This is a genomic window from Ruegeria arenilitoris, from assembly GCF_013035315.1.
Lineage (GTDB): Bacteria > Pseudomonadota > Alphaproteobacteria > Rhodobacterales > Rhodobacteraceae > Ruegeria > Ruegeria arenilitoris_D.
Genome location: NZ_WQHP01000001.1, coordinates 257,441 through 275,678 on the forward strand (window position 1 = coordinate 257,441; position 18,238 = coordinate 275,678).

The window sequence follows — 18,238 nt, forward strand, 5'->3', positions numbered from 1 at the left end:
CTCCCTTCGATATAATTTTCTCCCCGTCGGACTGGCCGACTTAGTTATGCGCAGACGTTACGAAAGGCAGACGCAGCGGTCAACTGCTAACCTGAATTTTTAATGTTATGACCATGATTTGTGAAAAAAACCGCGCCCGGAGGCGCGGTCAGTCGACAGGGAGGAAATATGCTGACCCACAACCAAAGCCGGGGGACAGCAATTAGACTTTCGCAGCCAAAGGTTAAATTTGTATGCTGGCCGAAGATCGGTGGAAACAAGGCCTTACATTCATGGACAAAAACATCTTTTTGGGCGGCTCCGGCAACGACTATAGCCAACCGCAATCGCTGACGCTGAAATATGCCAATCGTCACGGCATGATTGCGGGGGCGACCGGCACCGGCAAGACCGTGACATTGCAAATTCTGGCCGAGGGGTTTTCGCAAGCGGGCGTCCCTGTTTTCCTGTCGGACGTCAAAGGCGATTTGTCCGGTCTGGCCAAGGCAGGCAGCGAAGACCACAAACTCCACCAGGCGTTTCAAGACCGTGCGCAGCGTATCGGTTTTGTTGACTACGCCTATGGCGCTTTTCCGGTCACCTTTTGGGATCTGTTCGGGGAACAGGGGCACCCGGTCCGAACCACCGTAACCGAAATGGGTCCCTTGTTGCTGTCTCGGTTAATGGACCTGAGCGAGGCACAGGAAGGGATCTTGAACATCGCGTTCCGGGTGGCGGACGAAGAAGGTTTGCCATTGTTGGACCTCAAGGACCTGCAGTCTCTGCTGGTCTGGATCGGGGAAAACCGGGCGCAGCTGTCCCTGCGCTACGGCAACGTTTCAACCGCTTCGATCGGAGCGATCCAGCGCCGTCTGTTGGTGCTCGAAAATCAGGGCGGTACAAAGTTGTTCGGCGAACCAGCGTTGGAACTGGCCGATCTGATGCGTTTGGACGAAAACGGGCAGGGGGTCGTGAACATCCTGGCCGCCGACAAGTTGATGGGTTCACCGCGCCTTTACGCAACCTTCCTGCTGTGGTTGCTGAGCGAATTGTTCGAGGAACTGCCCGAGGTTGGCGATCCGGACAAACCCAAGCTGGTTTTCTTTTTCGACGAAGCGCATTTGTTGTTCGATGACGCGCCCAAGGTGTTGGTGGACAAGGTCGAACAGGTCGCGCGTCTTATTCGCTCCAAAGGCGTGGGCGTCTATTTCATCTCGCAAAATCCTGCGGACATTCCCGAAGACATTCTGGGTCAGCTGGGCAACCGGGTTCAGCACGCCCTGCGCGCGTTCACAGCACGGGATCGAAAAAACCTGCGCCTCGCAGCCGAGACCTATCGGGAAAATCCCGCCTTCGACACCGAACAGGCTATTCGCGAGGTTGGTGTGGGCGAAGCCGTAACTTCGATGCTGCAGAAAAAGGGTGTCCCGGGGATCGTCGAACGGACACTGATCCGCCCGCCGGGATCGCAGCTTGGCCCGATCACAAAGGCCGAGCGCAAGGCGCTGATGGATGCCTCGGCGATGAAGGCGAAGTATGGGAAACTGACTGACCGGAAATCAGCCTTTGAAATCCTGCAAGCCCGCGCAAATTCAGCGGCGCAGGCTGCGGCCGAAGCGGAAGAACAGCTTGAGACGCAATCGACGGCAGAACGGGAATTCGCGACAGCGCGGCGCTATTCCGGCAGCCGCGTCGGACGATCCTCAGCCCGCGTCATGCGCAAGAAGGACACATTCGCCACCGCGATGAGCGAGGCCGTGATCAAAGAACTGAAAGGCACAACCGGACGCCGCATCGTGCGCGGCATTCTGGGCGGGTTGTTCAAGGCTCGCTAACGGACAAACAGTCGGGCAGGTTGGGCCTGCCCGGTGCCTGACACGTTACTTCAGACGGCGCTGGCCTTCCTGGCGGCAATAGGCGTCCGCTTCGGATACGGACATCTTGGTCGCCGGGAAGTTGATTGCGCGATCCCAGATCACACGGTCCTGACGATACAGCTGGCAGGTCACTTCGCCTTTGGGCGTCTGCACTTTGACAGGAGTAGTCTCAAGCTCTTCCGGTGTCGGAATGCAGCCTGCCAGGGCAACGAACAGCGGAACGATGAGGATTGCTTTGGTGAGAGAAATATTCATGTGCACTCTTCTTATACTCGTAGGTTTCCCGGATGATCGCGGGCCAAGTGTCAAGTTAGCGTAAATTCGAGCCAAAAAGAGGGCTGGATCAAGGCGGTACTTTGGATCGTCTAATCGGTATACTGCGTAAAATCAAGAAACCGCGCCAAAGGTTTAGCGCGGTTTCAGGAATTGTATGTTTGTGATCCTATTTTTCCGGGATCAAACCTCTTGGGCTGAACCTGAGAACGATCAGAAGGATCAGGCCCATGGTAAACAGACGCATATGCGCGGCGCTTTCGATCAGATGCGCCTTGAGCGCGCTGCCATCGGGCATTCCGGCGGTGATCAGGTTCATCAGCCACAGACCGATTGGTTCGACCTGAACCCACAGGAACCAGATCAGGAACGCGCCCAGAACCGCGCCAAAGTTGTTCCCGGACCCTCCGACGATCACCATGACCCAGACCAGGAAGGTGAACCGCAGCGGGTTGTAGGTGCTGGGCGTGAGTTGCCCGTCCAGCGTTGTCATCATCGCGCCCGCGATTCCGCAAATGGCCGAGCCCAGAATGAAAATCTGCAGGTGGCGGCGGGTGACGTCCTTGCCCATCGCCTCGGCAGCGACCTCATTGTCCCGAATGGCGCGCATCATGCGGCCCCAGGGGCTGTGCAGTGCTTTTTGCGCCATCCAGAGCAGAACCAGCAAAACGATCACGAACAACAGAGAATAGCCCAACTTGACCGACAGGGTCGAGGCTGTAACCGGGTCCAGCCCGAACCATTCGGCGCGGGCGATGAAGCCCGGGTCGCTCTGCAACTCGACCTCATACCCAACCACGGGCGAGGGGCGCGGGATGCCGTAAACGTTCTTAACGCCGCGAGCCAGCCAATCCTCGTTCTTCATGATCGCAATGATGATCTCGGCAATACCCAGCGTTGCAATAGCCAGATAATCCGACCTCAGGCCCAACGCCGTTTTGCCAATCAGCCAAGCGGCACCGGCGGCCAGCAGGCCACCTGCAGGCCAAGCCAGCAGGACAGGCATGTTCAAACCGCCCAGGTTACCTGCGATGGCAGGGTCAATCGCCTCGACTCCAGCCACGTTGGGGTCAAAGACGGCACGATAGATAAAGAAACCCACGATAAGGATGGCAATGATCGTCAGCGTGCGCATCCGACCTTTGGGCATGCGTGTGGCGACCATGACGGCGGCCACTACAGTCGCCGCGCCCAGCAGCAATGCCAAAACGATGCCAAACCCGCCCGAGGACCAGGCCCCCGGTGTCGGAGGGGTCGAGATCAGCACGACCGCAAGACCGCCCAGCGCGACAAAACCCATGACACCGACGTTGAAGAGGCCCGCAAAGCCCCATTGCAGGTTCACCCCGATCGCCATGATGGCCGAGATCAGACCCATGTTCAGGATCAGGATCGCAGTGTTCCAGCTTTGCGTGAACCCGGTCAGTAGGATAAGGCCGCCGACGACGACGAAAAGCAGCGTGTTTTTGACGGACTCGGTCATACCGCTTTCCCCTTAAACAGGCCCGTAGGCTTGAACAGCAGCACGATCAGCAGGATGACAAAGCTGACGGCGAATTTGTAATCGGTGGACAAGAACTGCACCAAACCTGACGGGGCCAGGCTTTCTGGCGCGATATAGGTCAGCACCTTTTTCCAGGCGTAGGTGATGGTTACCTCGGAAAACGCGATGATGAACCCGCCCGCGATGGCACCCAAAGGATTGCCGAGGCCGCCCACGATGGCAGATGCAAAGATCGGCAGCAGCAGTTGGAAATAGACGAAGGGCTTAAAGCTTTTGTCCAGCCCGTACAGCACGCCCGCTGTGGTAGCCAAAGCAGCCACGATGATCCAAGTGATCATCACAACGCGTTCCGGGTTGATTCCTGACAGCAACGCCAGATCCTCATTATCGGAATAGGCGCGCATCGACTTGCCGGTGCGCGTCTTGTTCAGGAACCAGAACAGCAGCGCAACGGCGACAACGGCCACGATCACGGTGATGCCCTGCGACGTCTTGATCGCCAGACCTTCACGCAGGCCGGTCATCGCTTTGAAGTCACGGGCAGAAACAATAAACCGCGCCCCGTCCGAGAACCGCTGATCATCCGGTCCGATGATAAAGCGCACAAGGCCATTCATGATGAACATGACGCCCATCGACACGATCACAAGGATCACTGGTTTGGCCTTTTGTTCCCGATAGAACCGATAGACCAGCCGATCCGTTATCAACACCAAAATGATGCACCCCAGAATGGCAAAGGGCAGAGCCAACAGAGCGGTCGGCAAAGGCCCAAAACTGACGCCTGCGGCTTGCAGGCCCCACGTGACCAGCACCGCGACCATCGCGCCAAAGGCCATGGTGTCACCATGGGCAAAATTCGAAAACCGCAGGATGCCGTAGATGAGTGTGACCCCCAGCGCCCCCAGAGCCAACTGGCTGCCATAAGCAACCGCAGGCACGATGACAAAGTTTGCCAGCGCGACTAACGCGTTCAGTAAATCCATTTGATCGTCTCGTTCTTTCGGGTGCGGCTTTATGGCATGCGTTTTGCCATATGCACAATCATTCCCGCGCGTTTTCTAGGGTTATTTTGGGAAAATTCTGATCTGAAAACCACAAAGTCGGACAGGGCCGGTTTGTCGATGGGACTTTGAGTGATTTCAGACGTTTTCAGGCGGGTCTATCCCCGCCTGAATGGTGGTTCCAAACTGGCCTACACGGCCAAATGGAGGCAAGTCTTTTAGTTAATGACACACGTGCCGCGTTCGTTGCGGCTGTTGGCGCCTGTTGCTCGGATTGCCAGGGAACCACTGGTGTTGTTGACCGTGTAACCAATGCTTCCGCCATTTGCGAGTTGAAGAAATTCATTGGCACCAAGGCCTTTGAAGACGTGCAACTCGGCTTCTTCACCGTTGACGGTTACAGTGCCCTTGGACTGGCCCTCGATCCGCTTCAGTGTGATCTTGGTGGGCGTGGCAAGAGGGCTGCATTTTCCGGACTTGCAAATCTCTTCAATCTGACACTCGTAAACAAACTCAGCCCCCGGTGTTTTCTGCGTTGTGGCCTGCGCGGCAGCGGGCAGGATCAAGGCAGCAAGAGCGGCCAGATATTTCATTAAAACTCTCCTAAAGGATGTTGGCCGATGGATCGGTCCGATTGGTGAGAAACCGGCTTTGAACAGGTCCGGTTTCGGCGCATGACTAGGTTGGGAAAATGGCGAGAATTGATCTTTCCGGGGTCAGAATTCTGAAGTGGAAAATTTCTTTTGTTCGACGAGTATCGTAAAGGTGCATTGAAAATTCAGGTAAAATCCCGCGCTCGCTTGATGGTTTGGGCAGTAGGACGGACTCGATTGCCGTGATTTAGCCACATTCTGCAGTTCGAACCTGTAACGTCAGGCCGTAGTGGGCGCGCGGGAAATGTAACATCCAGAATCGATGACGTCGGGGTTTGTTCGCGCTCAAGAGGTTTCTTGCGACCCACGCGCTCACGCAACCTCAAGATGAAGTGAAACGTGCCAATAGCTGCTTTGATCCTGAATGGATTTGCCTAGCTTTCCTGAACGACCCGCGGCGTTCCGCGGTGCCGGGAAAAAGAAATACGGATCACACAAAAAAGGTCCGCGGAATAGGAAGGCAAGACATGAAATACGTGGTGACGATGCTTCTGGGACTCGCAGCGCCCGGACTGACAGCTGCGCAGAGCGATCCGCTGAACGGAGCGGATTTTGTAGTGAACTGCGTGTCCGACAGCACCGGCGGATCGGTAACATTGGCGCGGTCGGGGGCCACGGACAAAGGCTTTATCGTCACTGACGAGATCAAGGGCGAGGCCACGATCATCTCGGGGCTGAATTCGCTGACCTTCCTGCATATCATGGACAAGGATGTCGTAACCTTTGTCGTCGATTTCGAGGACCGGAACTACGATATGTCAATCAAAGGCCCGCATGCGGCGCAGGATTTCGGGTCTTGTGGTGAGCCAATCGGGTAATTCGTTGAATGGGGGGATTATCCCCCCAGGAAACTCTTCCGCACTTCGGGATCAGCCAACAGTTCTTTGCCTGTACCGGTGTAGGCGTTGCGTCCCTGAACCAGCACATAGCCCTTATCGGCAATCTCCAACGCCTGGCGGGCGTTTTGTTCGACCATCAGGATCGGCAGACCGGTGCGCGAGACCTCGATGATCCGGTCGAACAGCTCGTCCATCACGATTGGTGAAACTCCGGCGGTGGGCTCGTCCAGCATCAAAACCTTGGGCTGGGTCATCAGCGCGCGGCCCACGGCAACCTGTTGGCGCTGTCCGCCTGACAGCTCTCCGGCCGGTTGGTTGCGTTTGTCGCGCAGGATGGGGAAGAGGTCATAGACCTGTTCCATCGTTTCACTGATGTCATCGCGTCGAATGAAGGCACCCATCTCAAGGTTTTCTTCCACCGTCATCGATGTGAAAATGTTCGAGGTCTGCGGAACAAAACCCATGCCGCGGATCACGCGATCCTGCGGGGTGAGGTTGGTGATGTCCTCACCATCCAGCCGTACCGCGCCCGAGCGGACATCAAGCATGCCGAACACTGCCTTCATCGCGGTCGATTTACCGGCACCGTTTGGGCCGACGATCACGGCGATCTCGCCCTTGTCGACGGCAATCGTACAATCGTGAAGGATGTCCGGCCCTTTTCCGTACCCACCCGTCATAGTGTCGCCGATCAGAAACGGGCCGCCATCGACCTGGTGTGTCTTGCCGCTTTTCGTATGAGCGGGCGTCATGGTGCCAACCCCGTGCGTATTGGTGATCGAGGCATCCTTGTTGCCCTTGTCATCCTGGTAAGGATTGTCGCTCATGCTCCGGCCTCCAGCTTGTCTTTGTTCTTCAGGCCGGTGCCCAGATAGGCTTCGATCACGTGTTCATTGGCTTTGATTTCGTCCAGAGTCCCCTCGGCCAGCACCTTGCCCTCGGCCATACAGATGACCGGGTCGCAGATTTTGCCGATGAAATCCATGTCGTGCTCGATGACGACGAACGTATAGCCGCGTTCTTTATTCAGGCGCAGGATTGTGTCGGCGATGGTCATCAGCAGGGTGCGGTTCACACCCGCGCCGACCTCGTCCAGAAACACGATCTTGGCGTCGACCATCATGGTGCGGCCAAGCTCCAGCAGTTTCTTTTGACCGCCCGAGACCTGACCAGCCTTATGATCAGCCAGGTGTTCGATGGTCAGGAACTCCAGCACTTCATCGGCCTTGGCCCTCAGCGCGCGTTCTTCATCGGCGATGCGCTTGCGCCCAAACCACGTGTTCCACAGCGACTCCCCGGACTGGGCGCCGGGGACCATCATCAGGTTCTCGCGGCAGGACATCGACGAAAACTCGTGCGCAATCTGGAACGTCCGCAGCAAGCCCTTGTGGAACAGATCATGCGGCGGCAGGCCGGTGATTTCCTCGCCATCCATGAAAACGCGACCACTGGTCGGCGGCAGAACGCCCGCGATCACGTTGAACAGAGTGGTCTTGCCCGCTCCGTTCGGCCCGATCAGGCCGGTGATAGACCCTTTTTGGATTTCCAGCGATGCCCCATCCACCGCGTGAAACCCGCCGAAATGCTTGTGCACGTCTTCGACGACGATCATCTTTTCCCCTAGCCACCGTTACCGGCGTTTGTGCTTCCCCGAACCTAAAAGGTGAGGTGCGGCCTTTTTTCATTGAAACAGCCCGGACACAAGGCCCGGGCTGCTTGAATTTATGGCGTTTAGCGCCGGATCAACGGAAGTTGACGGTCTTGTTCTCGCCGTCGGTCACTTCGATCTCGCGGTAAGAACCTGCGCTTTCACCCGGGCCGATCAGCTCGACGCCGGACGCACCGACATAGTCGATTTCCTGGCCAGCGGCCAACAGTTCCAGACCCTTGGCCAGTTCACCCGGATAGATCTTTTCACCCGGCTCGTTGGCAACGTCCATGATCTTGGCGCCGTAATCTGCCGGGTTGGTCGAACCCGCGGCCTGCATGGCCAGCATGAACAGGGCTGCCGCGTCATAGGACTCAGGCGAGTAGGGCGACGAGCCGTCGAAACCGGCAGCTTCGGCCATGGCAAAGTACTTTTCGGCACCTTCACCACCCGAACCGGCGATCTGACCGAACGAACCGTTCAGGTCGGGACCAACGTTGGCAGGCAGCGAGTCGCCAATCATGCCGCCGGGCAGACCGAACGTGTCGAATGCACCGCTGTCCAGCGACGACTGGATGATGCCCAGACCACCCTGGTCCAGATAGCCTGCAACGACCAGGATGTCGCCACCGGCCGAGGCCAGCGCGCCAACTTCGGCCGAGTAGTCAGCCTTGCCGTCTTCGTGCGCGGCAACGATGGTGACTTCACCACCGGCTGCTTCGAACGACGACTGGATCGCGTCTGCCAGACCTTTGCCGTAGTCGTTGTTGGTGTAGGTTAGGGCGATCGAGTTGATGCCACGATCTTTCAGGATGTCAGCCATCACTTGACCTTCGCGCGCGTCCGACGGTGCGGTGCGGAAGAACAGGCCGTTGTCTTCCATGGTCGACAGGCCGGGCGAGGTTGCCGACGGCGAGATCATGACCATGCCGTTCGGAATCGCGACGTTCTGCAGGATCGCGCCGGTGACGCCCGAGCAGTCACCGCCGATGATGCCGGCAACGCCGTCCGCGATCATGCGTTCGCCGTTCGACGTGGCCAGACCATTGTCGATGCAGCCGGTGTCAGCGCGCGACGCGGTCACGGTTGCGCCATCCAGCAGTTTGCCGGACTCGGTGACTTCGGCCATTGCCAGCTCGGCACCCGAGCCCATGGCAGGGGCCAGCGATTCAATCGGGCCGGTAAACCCGAACAGAACGCCCAGAGTGACATCTTCGGCCAGTGCCGGACCAGCCAGCAGAGCGGATGCTGCAGTTGCAGTAAGCAGCTTTTTCATATGGTTACTCCCTCATTGGAACGTATTCGTTCTGGGCTAGACCCTAGGCAAGCTGTCTGGAAAAGAAAAGTCCTAACGCAAATGTGTTTTTGTCAGAAACAATCCTATTTGTTCTTATGTACTTGTCGCTGATTTTCGGAAGTGGAGATTGAAATGCTGCGGGCAGTTGCGATTCTGGTCCTGTCGATTTTGGGTGCCCCAATTTATGCCGACACTCTGCAAACCTCGGCAGGTCCGGTACGTGTAACTGCTGTCGTTCAGGGGCTGGACACGCCATGGGCCATTGGCATTCTGCCGGGCGGTGGTCTTTTGGTGACCGAACGGGATGGGGACCTTCTTTTCGTGTCGCAAGGCAAAGCGACGCGCGTTGGCCGCGTACCCAAGGTGGCAGTGAACGGGCAGGGCGGTTTGCTGGACGTCACAGTGGCGAAGGACTTCGCTCAATCGCGCGAGGTGTTTCTGACCTTTTCCAAACCTCAAAGCGGCGGAGCTGGAACAGCGGTGGCCGTTGCACGTCTTTCTGACAGCGGTGAGCAGCTGGAAAATGTGCGCGTCATCTTCGAGGCTGTTCCGGGCGGATCAACAGGCCGACACTTTGGATCGCGGGTGGTTGAGGCACGGGATGGCACGCTGTTCGTGACGATAGGCGACCGGGGCGATCGCCCAACCGCGCAAGACCGGACGAACCATATGGGCACCGTGATCCGCATCAACCGCGATGGCTCGGTGCCTGCGGATAACCCTTTTGTTGGTCAGGCAGGTATCCGGCCCGAAATCTGGTCTTACGGGCACCGCAACCCTCAAGGCGCAGACCTGGATCGGCAGGGGCGTTTGTGGATCTCGGAACACGGCGCTCGTGGAGGCGATGAGGTCAATCTGGTTCAAGCGGGCCGAAACTATGGCTGGCCGGTGATTTCGTATGGCGTGCATTACTCGGGCCAAAAGATCGGAGAGGGCACGTCGAAACCGGGAATGGAACAGCCCGAATTCTATTGGGATCCGTCTATCGCGCCCTCGGGCCTGCTGGTCTATTCCGGCAAACTCTGGCCGGAATGGCGGGGTGACATTTTTGTCGGTTCTCTCAAATTCGATTACATCTCACGTCTGGATGGGTCGCCCCTGCGCGAGGTCGAACAGATCAAAGGCCGGGAAACCGAGCGTGTCCGGGACATCGTCGAAGCACCCGACGGTTCGATCTGGTTTATTTCGGTGGGTCAGGGCGCCGTCTACCAAATGACCCCCGAGCTTTAGACAGATAAACGCCCGCTCTGAGCACCACGCTCGCGGTAGGGCGTAGTGTTGTAGTGCGCCCGGTAGCATTTCGAGAAGTGGCTGGGTGAGGCAAACCCGCAGGCCAGCGCGACGTTGATCACGCTCATATCCGTCTGCATTAGCAGGTTTCGTGCTTTGTGCAGGCGAAGCTCCATGTAATAGCGTTTGGGTGAACGGCTTAGATAGCGGCGGAACAGACGCTCCAGCTGACGAGTGGACATGCCGACATCCTTAGCCAGAATCGAAGGCGAGATCGGCTCTTCGATGTTCTTTTCCATCATCAGGATGACCTGGCTCAGCTTGGGATGGCGTACTCCGATGCGGGTCGGGGTCGACAGGCGCTGCGTATCCTGATCGGTGCGGATCGACGAGTAGATCATTTGATCCGCCACGGCATTTGCGAGATCTTCACCATAATCGTCGGCGATGATCTTGAGCATCAGGTCAATGGACGACGTTCCGCCCGCAGTGGTCATGCGGTTTCCATCGACCTGAAAGACGGATTTGGTCAGCTCGACTTCATCGAATTCTTCGATGAAACTGTCCGAGTTTTCCCAATGGATCGTGGCGCGTTTTCCGTCCAGCAGGCCCGCCTTGGCCAGTGTATAGGCGGCTGTGCAAAGTCCGCCGATCCGAAGGCCACGCCGGGCCTCGCGCCGGACCCAGTTCAGAACTTTCTTGGTCGTCGCCATTTGCACGTCGACGCCGCCGCAGATCAGAACGACATCGTCGCGCTGAAGCTCATTCAGATCCCCGTCCAAGGAAAAGGTCGTTCCCGCCGAACACGAGACCGTCTCGCCGCCCTCGCCAATCAGCGTCCACGAATAAAGTTGCTTGTCCGCCATGCGGTTGGCAATTCGAAGGCTGTCCAGTGCCGAGGCAAAAGACAGCAGAGAGAACTTGTCCAAAAGGACAAAGATGAAATGGCGAGGATTGGCCTCAGTGCTTTCCACTGTGACAACTTGGCGTTGCTCTTGCATGGCTTGGTGTCCTTGATTCGGCGCCGTGTTTCGTGGCGTCCGGCGTCGTTATTGCCAGCCACCATGACCAAAGCTTGTTTGCGGCGTCAAGAGGCGCAAAAGGGATATGGTCAGTCTTCAATGCATTTTGTATAGAGACCACCTGAATACTTCAGCGGAGATGAAAGCTATGACCGAATGGCAAAAAACGAACTGGCGCAACAAGCCCCGGGTTCAGATGCCAGATTATTCCGACGCGGCCGCGCTGGCCAAAGTCGAGGCCCAGCTTTCACAGTATCCCCCGCTGGTCTTTGCGGGCGAAGCACGGCGTCTCAAGCAACATTTGGGTGCCGCTGGTCGCGGCGAGGCCTTCCTGTTGCAGGGCGGGGATTGTGCTGAAAGCTTTGAACAATTCAGCGCGGATGCGATCCGGGACACGTTCAAGGTAATGCTGCAGATGGCGATGGTTCTGACCTATGGCGCCAAGGTGCCTGTGGTCAAAGTGGGCCGCATGGCTGGCCAATTCGCCAAACCACGCAGCGCCCCGACCGAGGTGGTGGATGGCGTTGAGCTGCCCAGCTATCGCGGTGACATCATCAATGAACTGGCCTTCACACCCGAAGCACGCATTCCGAATCCCGGCAAGATGCTGCAGGCCTACACGCAGGCTGCCGCGACGTTGAACCTGCTGCGCGCCTTCTCGACCGGTGGTTTCGCCGATATGAGCATGGTGCATTCGTGGACCCTGGGTTTCACGGATGAGCAGGACGTTCAGAAGTACTCGGAAATCGCGGACCGCATTCAGGACACGATCGACTTCATGGGGGCTGCTGGTATCACAGCAGACACCACGCATGAATTTTCGACCGTGGAATTCTACACCAGCCACGAAGGGCTACTGCTTGAGTACGAAGAGGCGCTGACCCGTCTGGATTCGACCTCGGGCAACTGGCTCGCCGGGTCCGGTCACATGATCTGGATCGGCGACCGGACACGTCAGCCGGACGGCGCGCATGTGGAATTCTGCCGTGGTGTGTTGAACCCGATTGGTCTGAAGTGCGGTCCGACCACGACCGCCGAGGACCTTAAGGTGCTTATGGCCAAGCTGAACCCCGAAAACGAAGAGGGTCGCTTGACCCTGATCGCCCGATTCGGTGCAGGCAAAGCCGGTGAGCATCTGCCGCGTCTGGTTAAGGCTGTGAAAGAAGAAGGCGCCAAAGTCACTTGGGTCTGCGACCCGATGCACGGCAACACGATCAAGTCGGCAACCGGGTACAAAACCCGTCCGTTCGACTCGGTCCTCCGTGAAGTGCGCGACTTCTTTGGCGTCCACCAGGCCGAAGGCACCATTCCCGGTGGCGTGCATTTCGAGATGACAGGACTGGACGTCACCGAATGCACCGGCGGTGTTCGTGCGGTGACCGAAGAGGATCTGTCCGATCGCTACCACACCGCTTGCGACCCGCGCCTGAACGCATCGCAATCGCTGGAGCTGGCGTTCCTTGTTGCGGAAGAGCTGACAAACCTGCGCCGCAATGGCAGCAAGCGCGCAGCCAGCTAAGGCTTTTCGCAAGAGAAATGATAAGGCGGGCTGAAATGGCCCGCCTTTTTCGTGGTTTATTCGTCCCTCGAAACAACCAGTCTTAGATGAGCGCGGGGACGTTCAAACCGCCCTTGGTCTTCGGCGAATCCGGTCTCAAGGCTTTGTGGTTGTGATTGAGCCACCTGAACCTCGGTCAGCGGGCGCAGGGTGTCCTCGGAAAGTGCAAAGCGCCGCGGCGTTGGACCTATTGCGCCATCGCTGACCATGACACCGAGAATACGGCTGACATCGCCCAGATCGCTTCGTAAGGGCAGCAGGATCATCCGGGCATGCAGTTGAACGCGTCCCATACGGCCCGCTGAGTTCAGACCCAAATTGGCAATCGCCGGTTGGCTAAAGACCTGTTCCGTGACCTCTTTGACCCGATCCCGCGCGCTGGCCTCAAAAAAAGCGGTCAGGGGCATGCCACGTACCTCCATCCCGGCCAGTTTGTTCAAATGGCTGCCCGCAAGACGGAACCGTGTCAGTCCGGGGGCAATGCGTTCCAGAACGAATGTGTATTCCAGAATGTTCTCAAGCCCGCGCGGGTCGATTTGTGACCGCATGGGAACGCCGTCTCCGGTCAGAAGTGCGGTCCAATACGCCTCGGCCTGTCGGATGGGCGAAAGGCTGCGCCCGCTGTCAAAACGATCCATTGCGACGATCTTTCCAAAACTTGACCCGAAACCGTTCCCGAAAATGGTTTTCATCATTATCACCCTGGCGTCTATCGACCGTCATTTTCCTAAAATGCGAACTACTGGGGACCTCTGGCAGAGACCAGCTTTCGCAGGTGTAAGATTGACGCGGGTTGAATCAATTTTGGAGCAAATCCTTAACGAATGGTTAACGACTGGCGAACAAAGCCAAAGTCAGCAAACTCTTGCCCTGAACGTACAGTTGGCATTAGGTGCGCGCAGCAAACTGAAACGGGCAGCTATGGAAAGGGCAGGCATGATAAAATCCATGACCGGTTTCGCCTCGGGCAAAGGGGCGTTTGGGCCTCATAGCTGGACGTGGGAGCTGCGCAGTGTCAACGGCAAAGGCCTGGATATGCGTCTGCGCGTACCCGAGTGGCTGACCGGGCTTGAGGCGGCGCTGCGCGCTGAGATGTCAAAGCAACTGAGCCGGGGCAATGTGACACTGTCCTTGCGCCTCAGCCGGGATGAGTCCCAGCCTGACCTGGTCTTGAACGAAGCCGCAATGGGCGCGGTTCTTGAGGCCGTGGCCCGGACGCAAGAGATGGCTATTGCGCGCGATGTGACGCTGGCACCATCGTCGGCGGCTGATCTGGTCTCGCTTAAGGGCATGTTGGATGCTGGCAGCGATGTGGATGATCCCGGTCCCTTGGTGGCTCAACTGACGAGGGAATTCGCAGGCTTGCTGAGCGACTTTATCGAAATGCGCCAAACCGAGGGCCGGGCGTTGGCCACAATTCTGGACGAACAACTTGCTCAGGTTGCGACTTTGACTACTCAGGCAGCCGGGCTGGCTGAACAACGCAAGGACAAGATGGCCGAGGCGCTGCGCGAAAATTTGGCCCGCGTGATGGACAATGCCCAAGGGGCCGATCCCGACCGCGTCGCGCAGGAGTTGGCGCTGATTGCAGTCAAGGCGGATATCACCGAAGAGATCGATCGCCTTAAAGCGCATGTTACGGCTGCAGGTGATTTGCTGGCGCAGGACGCGCCGGTCGGGCGGAAGCTGGATTTCCTGATGCAGGAGTTCAATCGCGAGGCAAATACACTGTGTTCCAAGGCGCAAAGCGCGGACCTGACGGCAGTTGGCCTTGAGTTGAAGGCCATTATAGATCAGATGCGCGAGCAAGTGCAGAACGTAGAATAACCAAAGGAGCGCCCAAATGGCGGATCGACGCGGCCTTTTAATCATTCTGTCCTCGCCATCGGGGGCAGGTAAATCGACCTTGGCCAAGCGGCTGATGCAGTGGGACTCTGAATTGGAATTCTCAGTCTCGGCCACGACACGTGCGCCGCGCCCGGGCGAGGAAGATGGCCGTGAATACTACTTCCTGAGTGAGGATGCCTTCCGTCAGCAAGTCTCCGAGGGTCAGATGCTCGAACACGCGCATGTCTTCGGCAATTTCTACGGCTCGCCCGCAGGTCCGGTGCGCGACTCGATCAACGCGGGGCGTGACGTTCTGTTTGACGTGGATTGGCAGGGCGAAGTGCAGATCCGCAACTCTGACCTTGGTAAGCACGCACTGTCGATCTTTATTCTTCCGCCCTCGATCCCCGAGCTGCGCCGCAGGCTGGAAAGTCGCGGGCAGGACAGTGAGGAGGTCATCGCCAAGCGCATGCTGAAAAGCTGGGATGAGATCAGCCACTGGGGCTACTACGACTATGTACTGATCAATGACGATCTGGATGTGACCGAAGAAAAGCTGAAAACCATCGTCAGCGCCGAACGCATGCGGCGTATTCAGCAACCGACGTTGCAGAACCATGTCCGAACCCTGCAGAACGAATTCGAAGGTGCGTCATGACGATTTACGCCTTGGGCGACCATTGCCCGCAAATCCACGAAGACACCTGGGTTGCGCCGGATGCCAATCTGATTGGAAAGGTTGTGCTGGAGCAGGGGGCCTCGGTCTGGTTTGGCTGTACGATCCGCGCGGACCATGAAGAGATCCGTGTGGGCGAAGGCAGCAACGTGCAGGAAAACTGCGTCATGCATATTGATGCCGGGTTCCCTCTGACCATTGGGAAAAACTGCACCATTGGTCACAAGGTCATGCTGCACGGCTGCACAATCGGGGAAAACACGCTGATCGGGATGGGTGCTATTGTCCTGAATGGCGCGAAGATCGGTAAGAACTGCCTGATCGGGGCAGGGGCCTTGATCACGGAAGGCAAAGAGATTCCAGACAACTCGCTGGTCATGGGTTCACCGGGCAAGGTGGTGCGAGAATTGGATGAAGCGGCGGCGCAAAAGATCACGTTCAGCGCGCTGCATTATCAGCAGAACATGCGCAAGTTTCGTGAAACTTTGACATCTGTGCCTTAGGTCGTCCGCAAATCTGTTGAAAGTGTCTGAAATGCCCCACGATCTGCTTGCCGAAATGGTCTCGGCCGTTCCAATGCCCGCACTCATGGTGGATCAGACCGAACGGATTATCGCCGCCAATACGGACGCAAAGACGCTATTGGGCCAAAACATCGAAGGTCGCCACTATGCGACCATCCTGCGACAGCCGCAGGTCATTGACGCGATGGAACAGAGCCTGCGCACCAAGGGTCCGGCCAAAACCCGGCATTTGGCCAATGATGGTGCCCAGGATACGACGTTCGAGGTTCAGTGCCGATACATGAAGGGTGTTGGTGCCGTTGACGGCGGTGCGGTCATGGCCGTGTTTCAGGATATGACCCATTTGGAGCAGGCCAGCCAGATGCGTCGGGATTTTGTCGCGAATGTCAGCCATGAGTTGCGCACTCCGTTAACCGCATTGATGGGGTTCATCGAAACACTGCGCGGTCCGGCGCGGGACGATGTCGCCGCACGCGAGCGGTTTCTGCAGATCATGAACGACGAAGCCAACCGGATGAATCGGCTGGTGGGTGACTTGCTATCGCTGAACCGCGTCGAAAGCGAAGAGCGGGTCCGGCCGAAGGAACAGGTCGAGCTGATAGGGTTGTTGCAGTCCACGTTGAACTCTCTGCGACCACTGGCCGAGAACGCCAGCGTCACCCTCACGCTGGATGCACCGTCCGAACCGATTACGTTGACGGGTGACAGCGACCAGCTGCGTCAGGTTTTCACCAACTTGATCGAAAACGCGATCAAGTATGGCGGCAGCGGCGGCGTTGTGGATGTTCGGTTGACCGCATCCGAGCGGGACACTGCGATGCGGGGACCGGCCGTGCGTGTACAGATTTGTGACAAAGGGCCGGGAATCGACGCTGTACATTTGCCGCGTTTGACCGAGCGATTCTATCGCGCGGACAGCCATAGGTCGCGCGAGCTGGGTGGAACCGGTCTTGGTCTGGCAATCGTAAAGCATATCGTTAACCGCCACCGCGGTCGGTTGCGCGTGGAAAGCGATTTGGGCAAGGGCTCTGTTTTCACAGTCATTTTGCCTCGCTGATTTTCACGTCTGCCTGAAACCGATTGTCCAAGGCCGCGGACCTTACGCTTCGTCAAGTTAAGAATTTCTAAGTAAATCGTGACTTGTCATAAAGCTGTTACATACCTGTCACAAAAGGCTTACGCACGGCACTTAGGGGTGCGCGCAGGATCATCATGGGGGTGATCACAATCAAACTTTTCAGGGAGACTGAAATGTCCTTTGTAAAACTGTCGGCTTCTGCGCTGGCTATCGCTGCTGTTTCGGCCACCACCGCCGCTGCTCGTGACAACGTTCAAGTCGCAGGTTCGTCGACCGTTCTGCCTTATGCTTCGATCGTCGCAGAACTGTTCGGTGAAAACACTGACTTCCCGACACCGGTTGTTGAATCGGGTGGTTCGTCCGCTGGCCTCAAGCGCTTCTGCGAAGGCGTTGGCGAGAACACCATTGACGTTGCAAACGCATCGCGCGCAATCCGCGAAAAAGAAATCAAAGCCTGTGCCGAAAACGGCGTGACCGACATCATGGAAGTCCGCATCGGTTATGACGGCATCGTCTTTGCAAGCCAGCAGTCCGGCCCCGCCTTCAACGCGTTCGAGCCGTCGGACATCTTCAACGCTCTGGGTGCAAAAGTTCTGAAAGACGGCGAAGTCGTCGACAACCCCTACAACACCTGGGCCGAATTCAACGCGGATCTGCCCGACGTTGAGATCGCAGGCTTCATCCCCGGCACCAAGCACGGCACCCGTGAAGTGTTCGAAGAAAAAGTTCTGCTGATCGGCTGTGAAGCAACCGGCGCCATGGAAGCCATGATCGCTGGTGGCATGAGCGAAGATGATGCAGAAGATGCATGCCTGAACGTTCGTACAGACGGTAAGTCGGTCGACATCGATGGTGACTACACCGAAACCCTGGCGCGTATCGACACCAACCCGAACGGCATCGGCGTCTTCGGTCTGGCGTTCTACGAGAACAACACCGACAAGCTGAAAGTCGCGACCATGTCGGGTATCGCACCGTCGACCGAGACCATCTCGACCGGTGAGTACCCTGTTTCGCGTCCGCTGTTCTTCTACGTGAAGAAAGCCCACATCGGCGTGATCCCTGGCCTGAAAGAATACGCTCAGTTCTTCACTGCTGACGAAATCGCTGGTCCTTCGAGCCCGCTGGCCAACTACGGCCTCGTTGCTGACCCTGAGCTGGCGAAAACTCAGGAAGCGATTGCCAACGAAGTGACCATGGGCTCGGGCAGCTAATCTTGGCTATCTACGAATTGCAGGGGGCGGCCATT

The 18,238-nt window shown here is 57.5% G+C and carries 18 protein-coding genes; 9 read left to right on the forward strand and 9 right to left on the reverse strand.

Going from position 1 to position 18,238, the window contains the following annotated elements:
• The first annotated feature begins 272 nt into the window (after window positions 1–272).
• Window positions 273–1,814 carry a helicase HerA-like domain-containing protein gene (locus GOV53_RS01250; protein ID WP_170463650.1) on the forward strand — a complete coding sequence of 514 codons (1,542 nt, stop codon included), beginning with the start codon at window positions 273–275 and terminating at the stop codon, window positions 1,812–1,814.
• Window positions 1,815–1,859: 45 nt separating this feature from the next.
• Here GOV53_RS01250 and GOV53_RS01255 read toward each other — a convergent pair whose 3' ends face one another.
• The 4 genes from GOV53_RS01255 to GOV53_RS01270 form a co-directional block, all read right to left on the reverse strand.
• Entirely contained in the window at window positions 1,860–2,111 is a 252-nt protein-coding gene (locus GOV53_RS01255; protein ID WP_170463653.1) for a hypothetical protein, read from the reverse strand.
• Between the two features lie 187 nt (window positions 2,112–2,298).
• Window positions 2,299–3,612: a branched-chain amino acid ABC transporter permease gene (locus GOV53_RS01260; protein ID WP_170424799.1), complete on the reverse strand. Its 1,314-nt coding sequence runs from the start codon at window positions 3,610–3,612 to the stop codon at window positions 2,299–2,301.
• Entirely contained in the window at window positions 3,609–4,619 is a 1,011-nt protein-coding gene (locus tag GOV53_RS01265; RefSeq protein ID WP_170463655.1) for a branched-chain amino acid ABC transporter permease, read from the reverse strand. Before GOV53_RS01265 ends, GOV53_RS01260 begins: the two co-directional genes overlap by 4 nt.
• A gap of 236 nt (window positions 4,620–4,855) precedes the next feature.
• Window positions 4,856–5,230 (reverse strand): hypothetical protein, encoded by a 375-nt coding sequence (locus GOV53_RS01270; protein WP_170463658.1) that lies wholly within the window; start codon window positions 5,228–5,230, stop codon window positions 4,856–4,858.
• Between the two features lie 527 nt (window positions 5,231–5,757).
• Here GOV53_RS01270 and GOV53_RS01275 point away from each other — a divergent pair.
• Entirely contained in the window at window positions 5,758–6,108 is a 351-nt protein-coding gene (locus tag GOV53_RS01275; RefSeq protein WP_170463659.1) for a hypothetical protein, read from the forward strand.
• Window positions 6,109–6,125: 17 nt separating this feature from the next.
• Here GOV53_RS01275 and GOV53_RS01280 read toward each other — a convergent pair whose 3' ends face one another.
• From GOV53_RS01280 to GOV53_RS01290, 3 genes are all read right to left on the reverse strand, one after another.
• Complete coding sequence (locus GOV53_RS01280) at window positions 6,126–6,956, reverse strand: ABC transporter ATP-binding protein (RefSeq protein ID WP_170463661.1); 831 nt, start codon at window positions 6,954–6,956, stop codon at window positions 6,126–6,128.
• A complete protein-coding gene (locus tag GOV53_RS01285; RefSeq protein WP_170424812.1) occupies window positions 6,953–7,741 on the reverse strand; it encodes an ABC transporter ATP-binding protein in 789 nt (262 codons plus the stop codon). The genes GOV53_RS01280 and GOV53_RS01285 overlap by 4 nt, the downstream gene beginning before the upstream one ends.
• A 130-nt stretch (window positions 7,742–7,871) precedes the next feature.
• The gene (locus tag GOV53_RS01290; RefSeq protein ID WP_170463663.1) at window positions 7,872–9,053 is read right to left on the reverse strand and encodes an ABC transporter substrate-binding protein; all 1,182 of its coding nucleotides are present in this window, start codon (window positions 9,051–9,053) and stop codon (window positions 7,872–7,874) included.
• 153 nt (window positions 9,054–9,206) lie between these two features.
• Between GOV53_RS01290 and GOV53_RS01295 the strand changes: the two genes are divergently transcribed.
• Window positions 9,207–10,304 (forward strand): PQQ-dependent sugar dehydrogenase, encoded by a 1,098-nt coding sequence (locus GOV53_RS01295; protein WP_170463665.1) that lies wholly within the window; start codon window positions 9,207–9,209, stop codon window positions 10,302–10,304.
• On the opposite strand, the gene GOV53_RS01300 is transcribed toward GOV53_RS01295, so the two are convergent.
• A complete protein-coding gene (locus GOV53_RS01300; RefSeq protein WP_170463667.1) occupies window positions 10,301–11,305 on the reverse strand; it encodes a GlxA family transcriptional regulator in 1,005 nt (334 codons plus the stop codon). The two genes, GOV53_RS01295 and GOV53_RS01300, sit on opposite strands and share 4 nt — an antisense overlap.
• 169 nt (window positions 11,306–11,474) lie before the next feature.
• Here GOV53_RS01300 and GOV53_RS01305 point away from each other — a divergent pair, with 169 nt between their 5' ends.
• Window positions 11,475–12,845, forward strand: coding sequence for a class II 3-deoxy-7-phosphoheptulonate synthase (locus GOV53_RS01305; protein ID WP_170463669.1), 1,371 nt, complete (start codon window positions 11,475–11,477; stop codon window positions 12,843–12,845).
• 56 nt (window positions 12,846–12,901) lie between these two features.
• On the opposite strand, the gene GOV53_RS01310 is transcribed toward GOV53_RS01305, so the two are convergent.
• Complete coding sequence (locus GOV53_RS01310; protein ID WP_254439142.1) at window positions 12,902–13,522, reverse strand: PAS domain-containing protein; 621 nt, start codon at window positions 13,520–13,522, stop codon at window positions 12,902–12,904.
• A gap of 310 nt (window positions 13,523–13,832) precedes the next feature.
• Here GOV53_RS01310 and GOV53_RS01315 point away from each other — a divergent pair, with 310 nt between their 5' ends.
• The 5 genes from GOV53_RS01315 to GOV53_RS01335 all read left to right on the forward strand — a co-directional run bounded on the left by GOV53_RS01315 (window position 13,833) and on the right by GOV53_RS01335 (window position 18,203).
• Window positions 13,833–14,711: a YicC/YloC family endoribonuclease gene (locus GOV53_RS01315; protein WP_254439143.1), complete on the forward strand. Its 879-nt coding sequence runs from the start codon at window positions 13,833–13,835 to the stop codon at window positions 14,709–14,711.
• Window positions 14,712–14,727: 16 nt separating this feature from the next.
• On the forward strand, window positions 14,728–15,369 hold the full coding sequence (gmk, locus tag GOV53_RS01320) for a guanylate kinase (protein ID WP_170463675.1): 642 nt from the start codon (window positions 14,728–14,730) through the stop codon (window positions 15,367–15,369).
• The gene (locus tag GOV53_RS01325; protein WP_170463677.1) at window positions 15,366–15,890 is read left to right on the forward strand and encodes a gamma carbonic anhydrase family protein; all 525 of its coding nucleotides are present in this window, start codon (window positions 15,366–15,368) and stop codon (window positions 15,888–15,890) included. Before gmk ends, GOV53_RS01325 begins: the two co-directional genes overlap by 4 nt.
• A 31-nt stretch (window positions 15,891–15,921) precedes the next feature.
• Window positions 15,922–16,968 carry a sensor histidine kinase gene (locus tag GOV53_RS01330; RefSeq protein ID WP_170463678.1) on the forward strand — a complete coding sequence of 349 codons (1,047 nt, stop codon included), beginning with the start codon at window positions 15,922–15,924 and terminating at the stop codon, window positions 16,966–16,968.
• A 194-nt stretch (window positions 16,969–17,162) separates the two neighbouring features.
• The gene (locus GOV53_RS01335; RefSeq protein WP_170424842.1) at window positions 17,163–18,203 is read left to right on the forward strand and encodes a substrate-binding domain-containing protein; all 1,041 of its coding nucleotides are present in this window, start codon (window positions 17,163–17,165) and stop codon (window positions 18,201–18,203) included.
• Window positions 18,204–18,238: the final 35 nt, after the last annotated feature.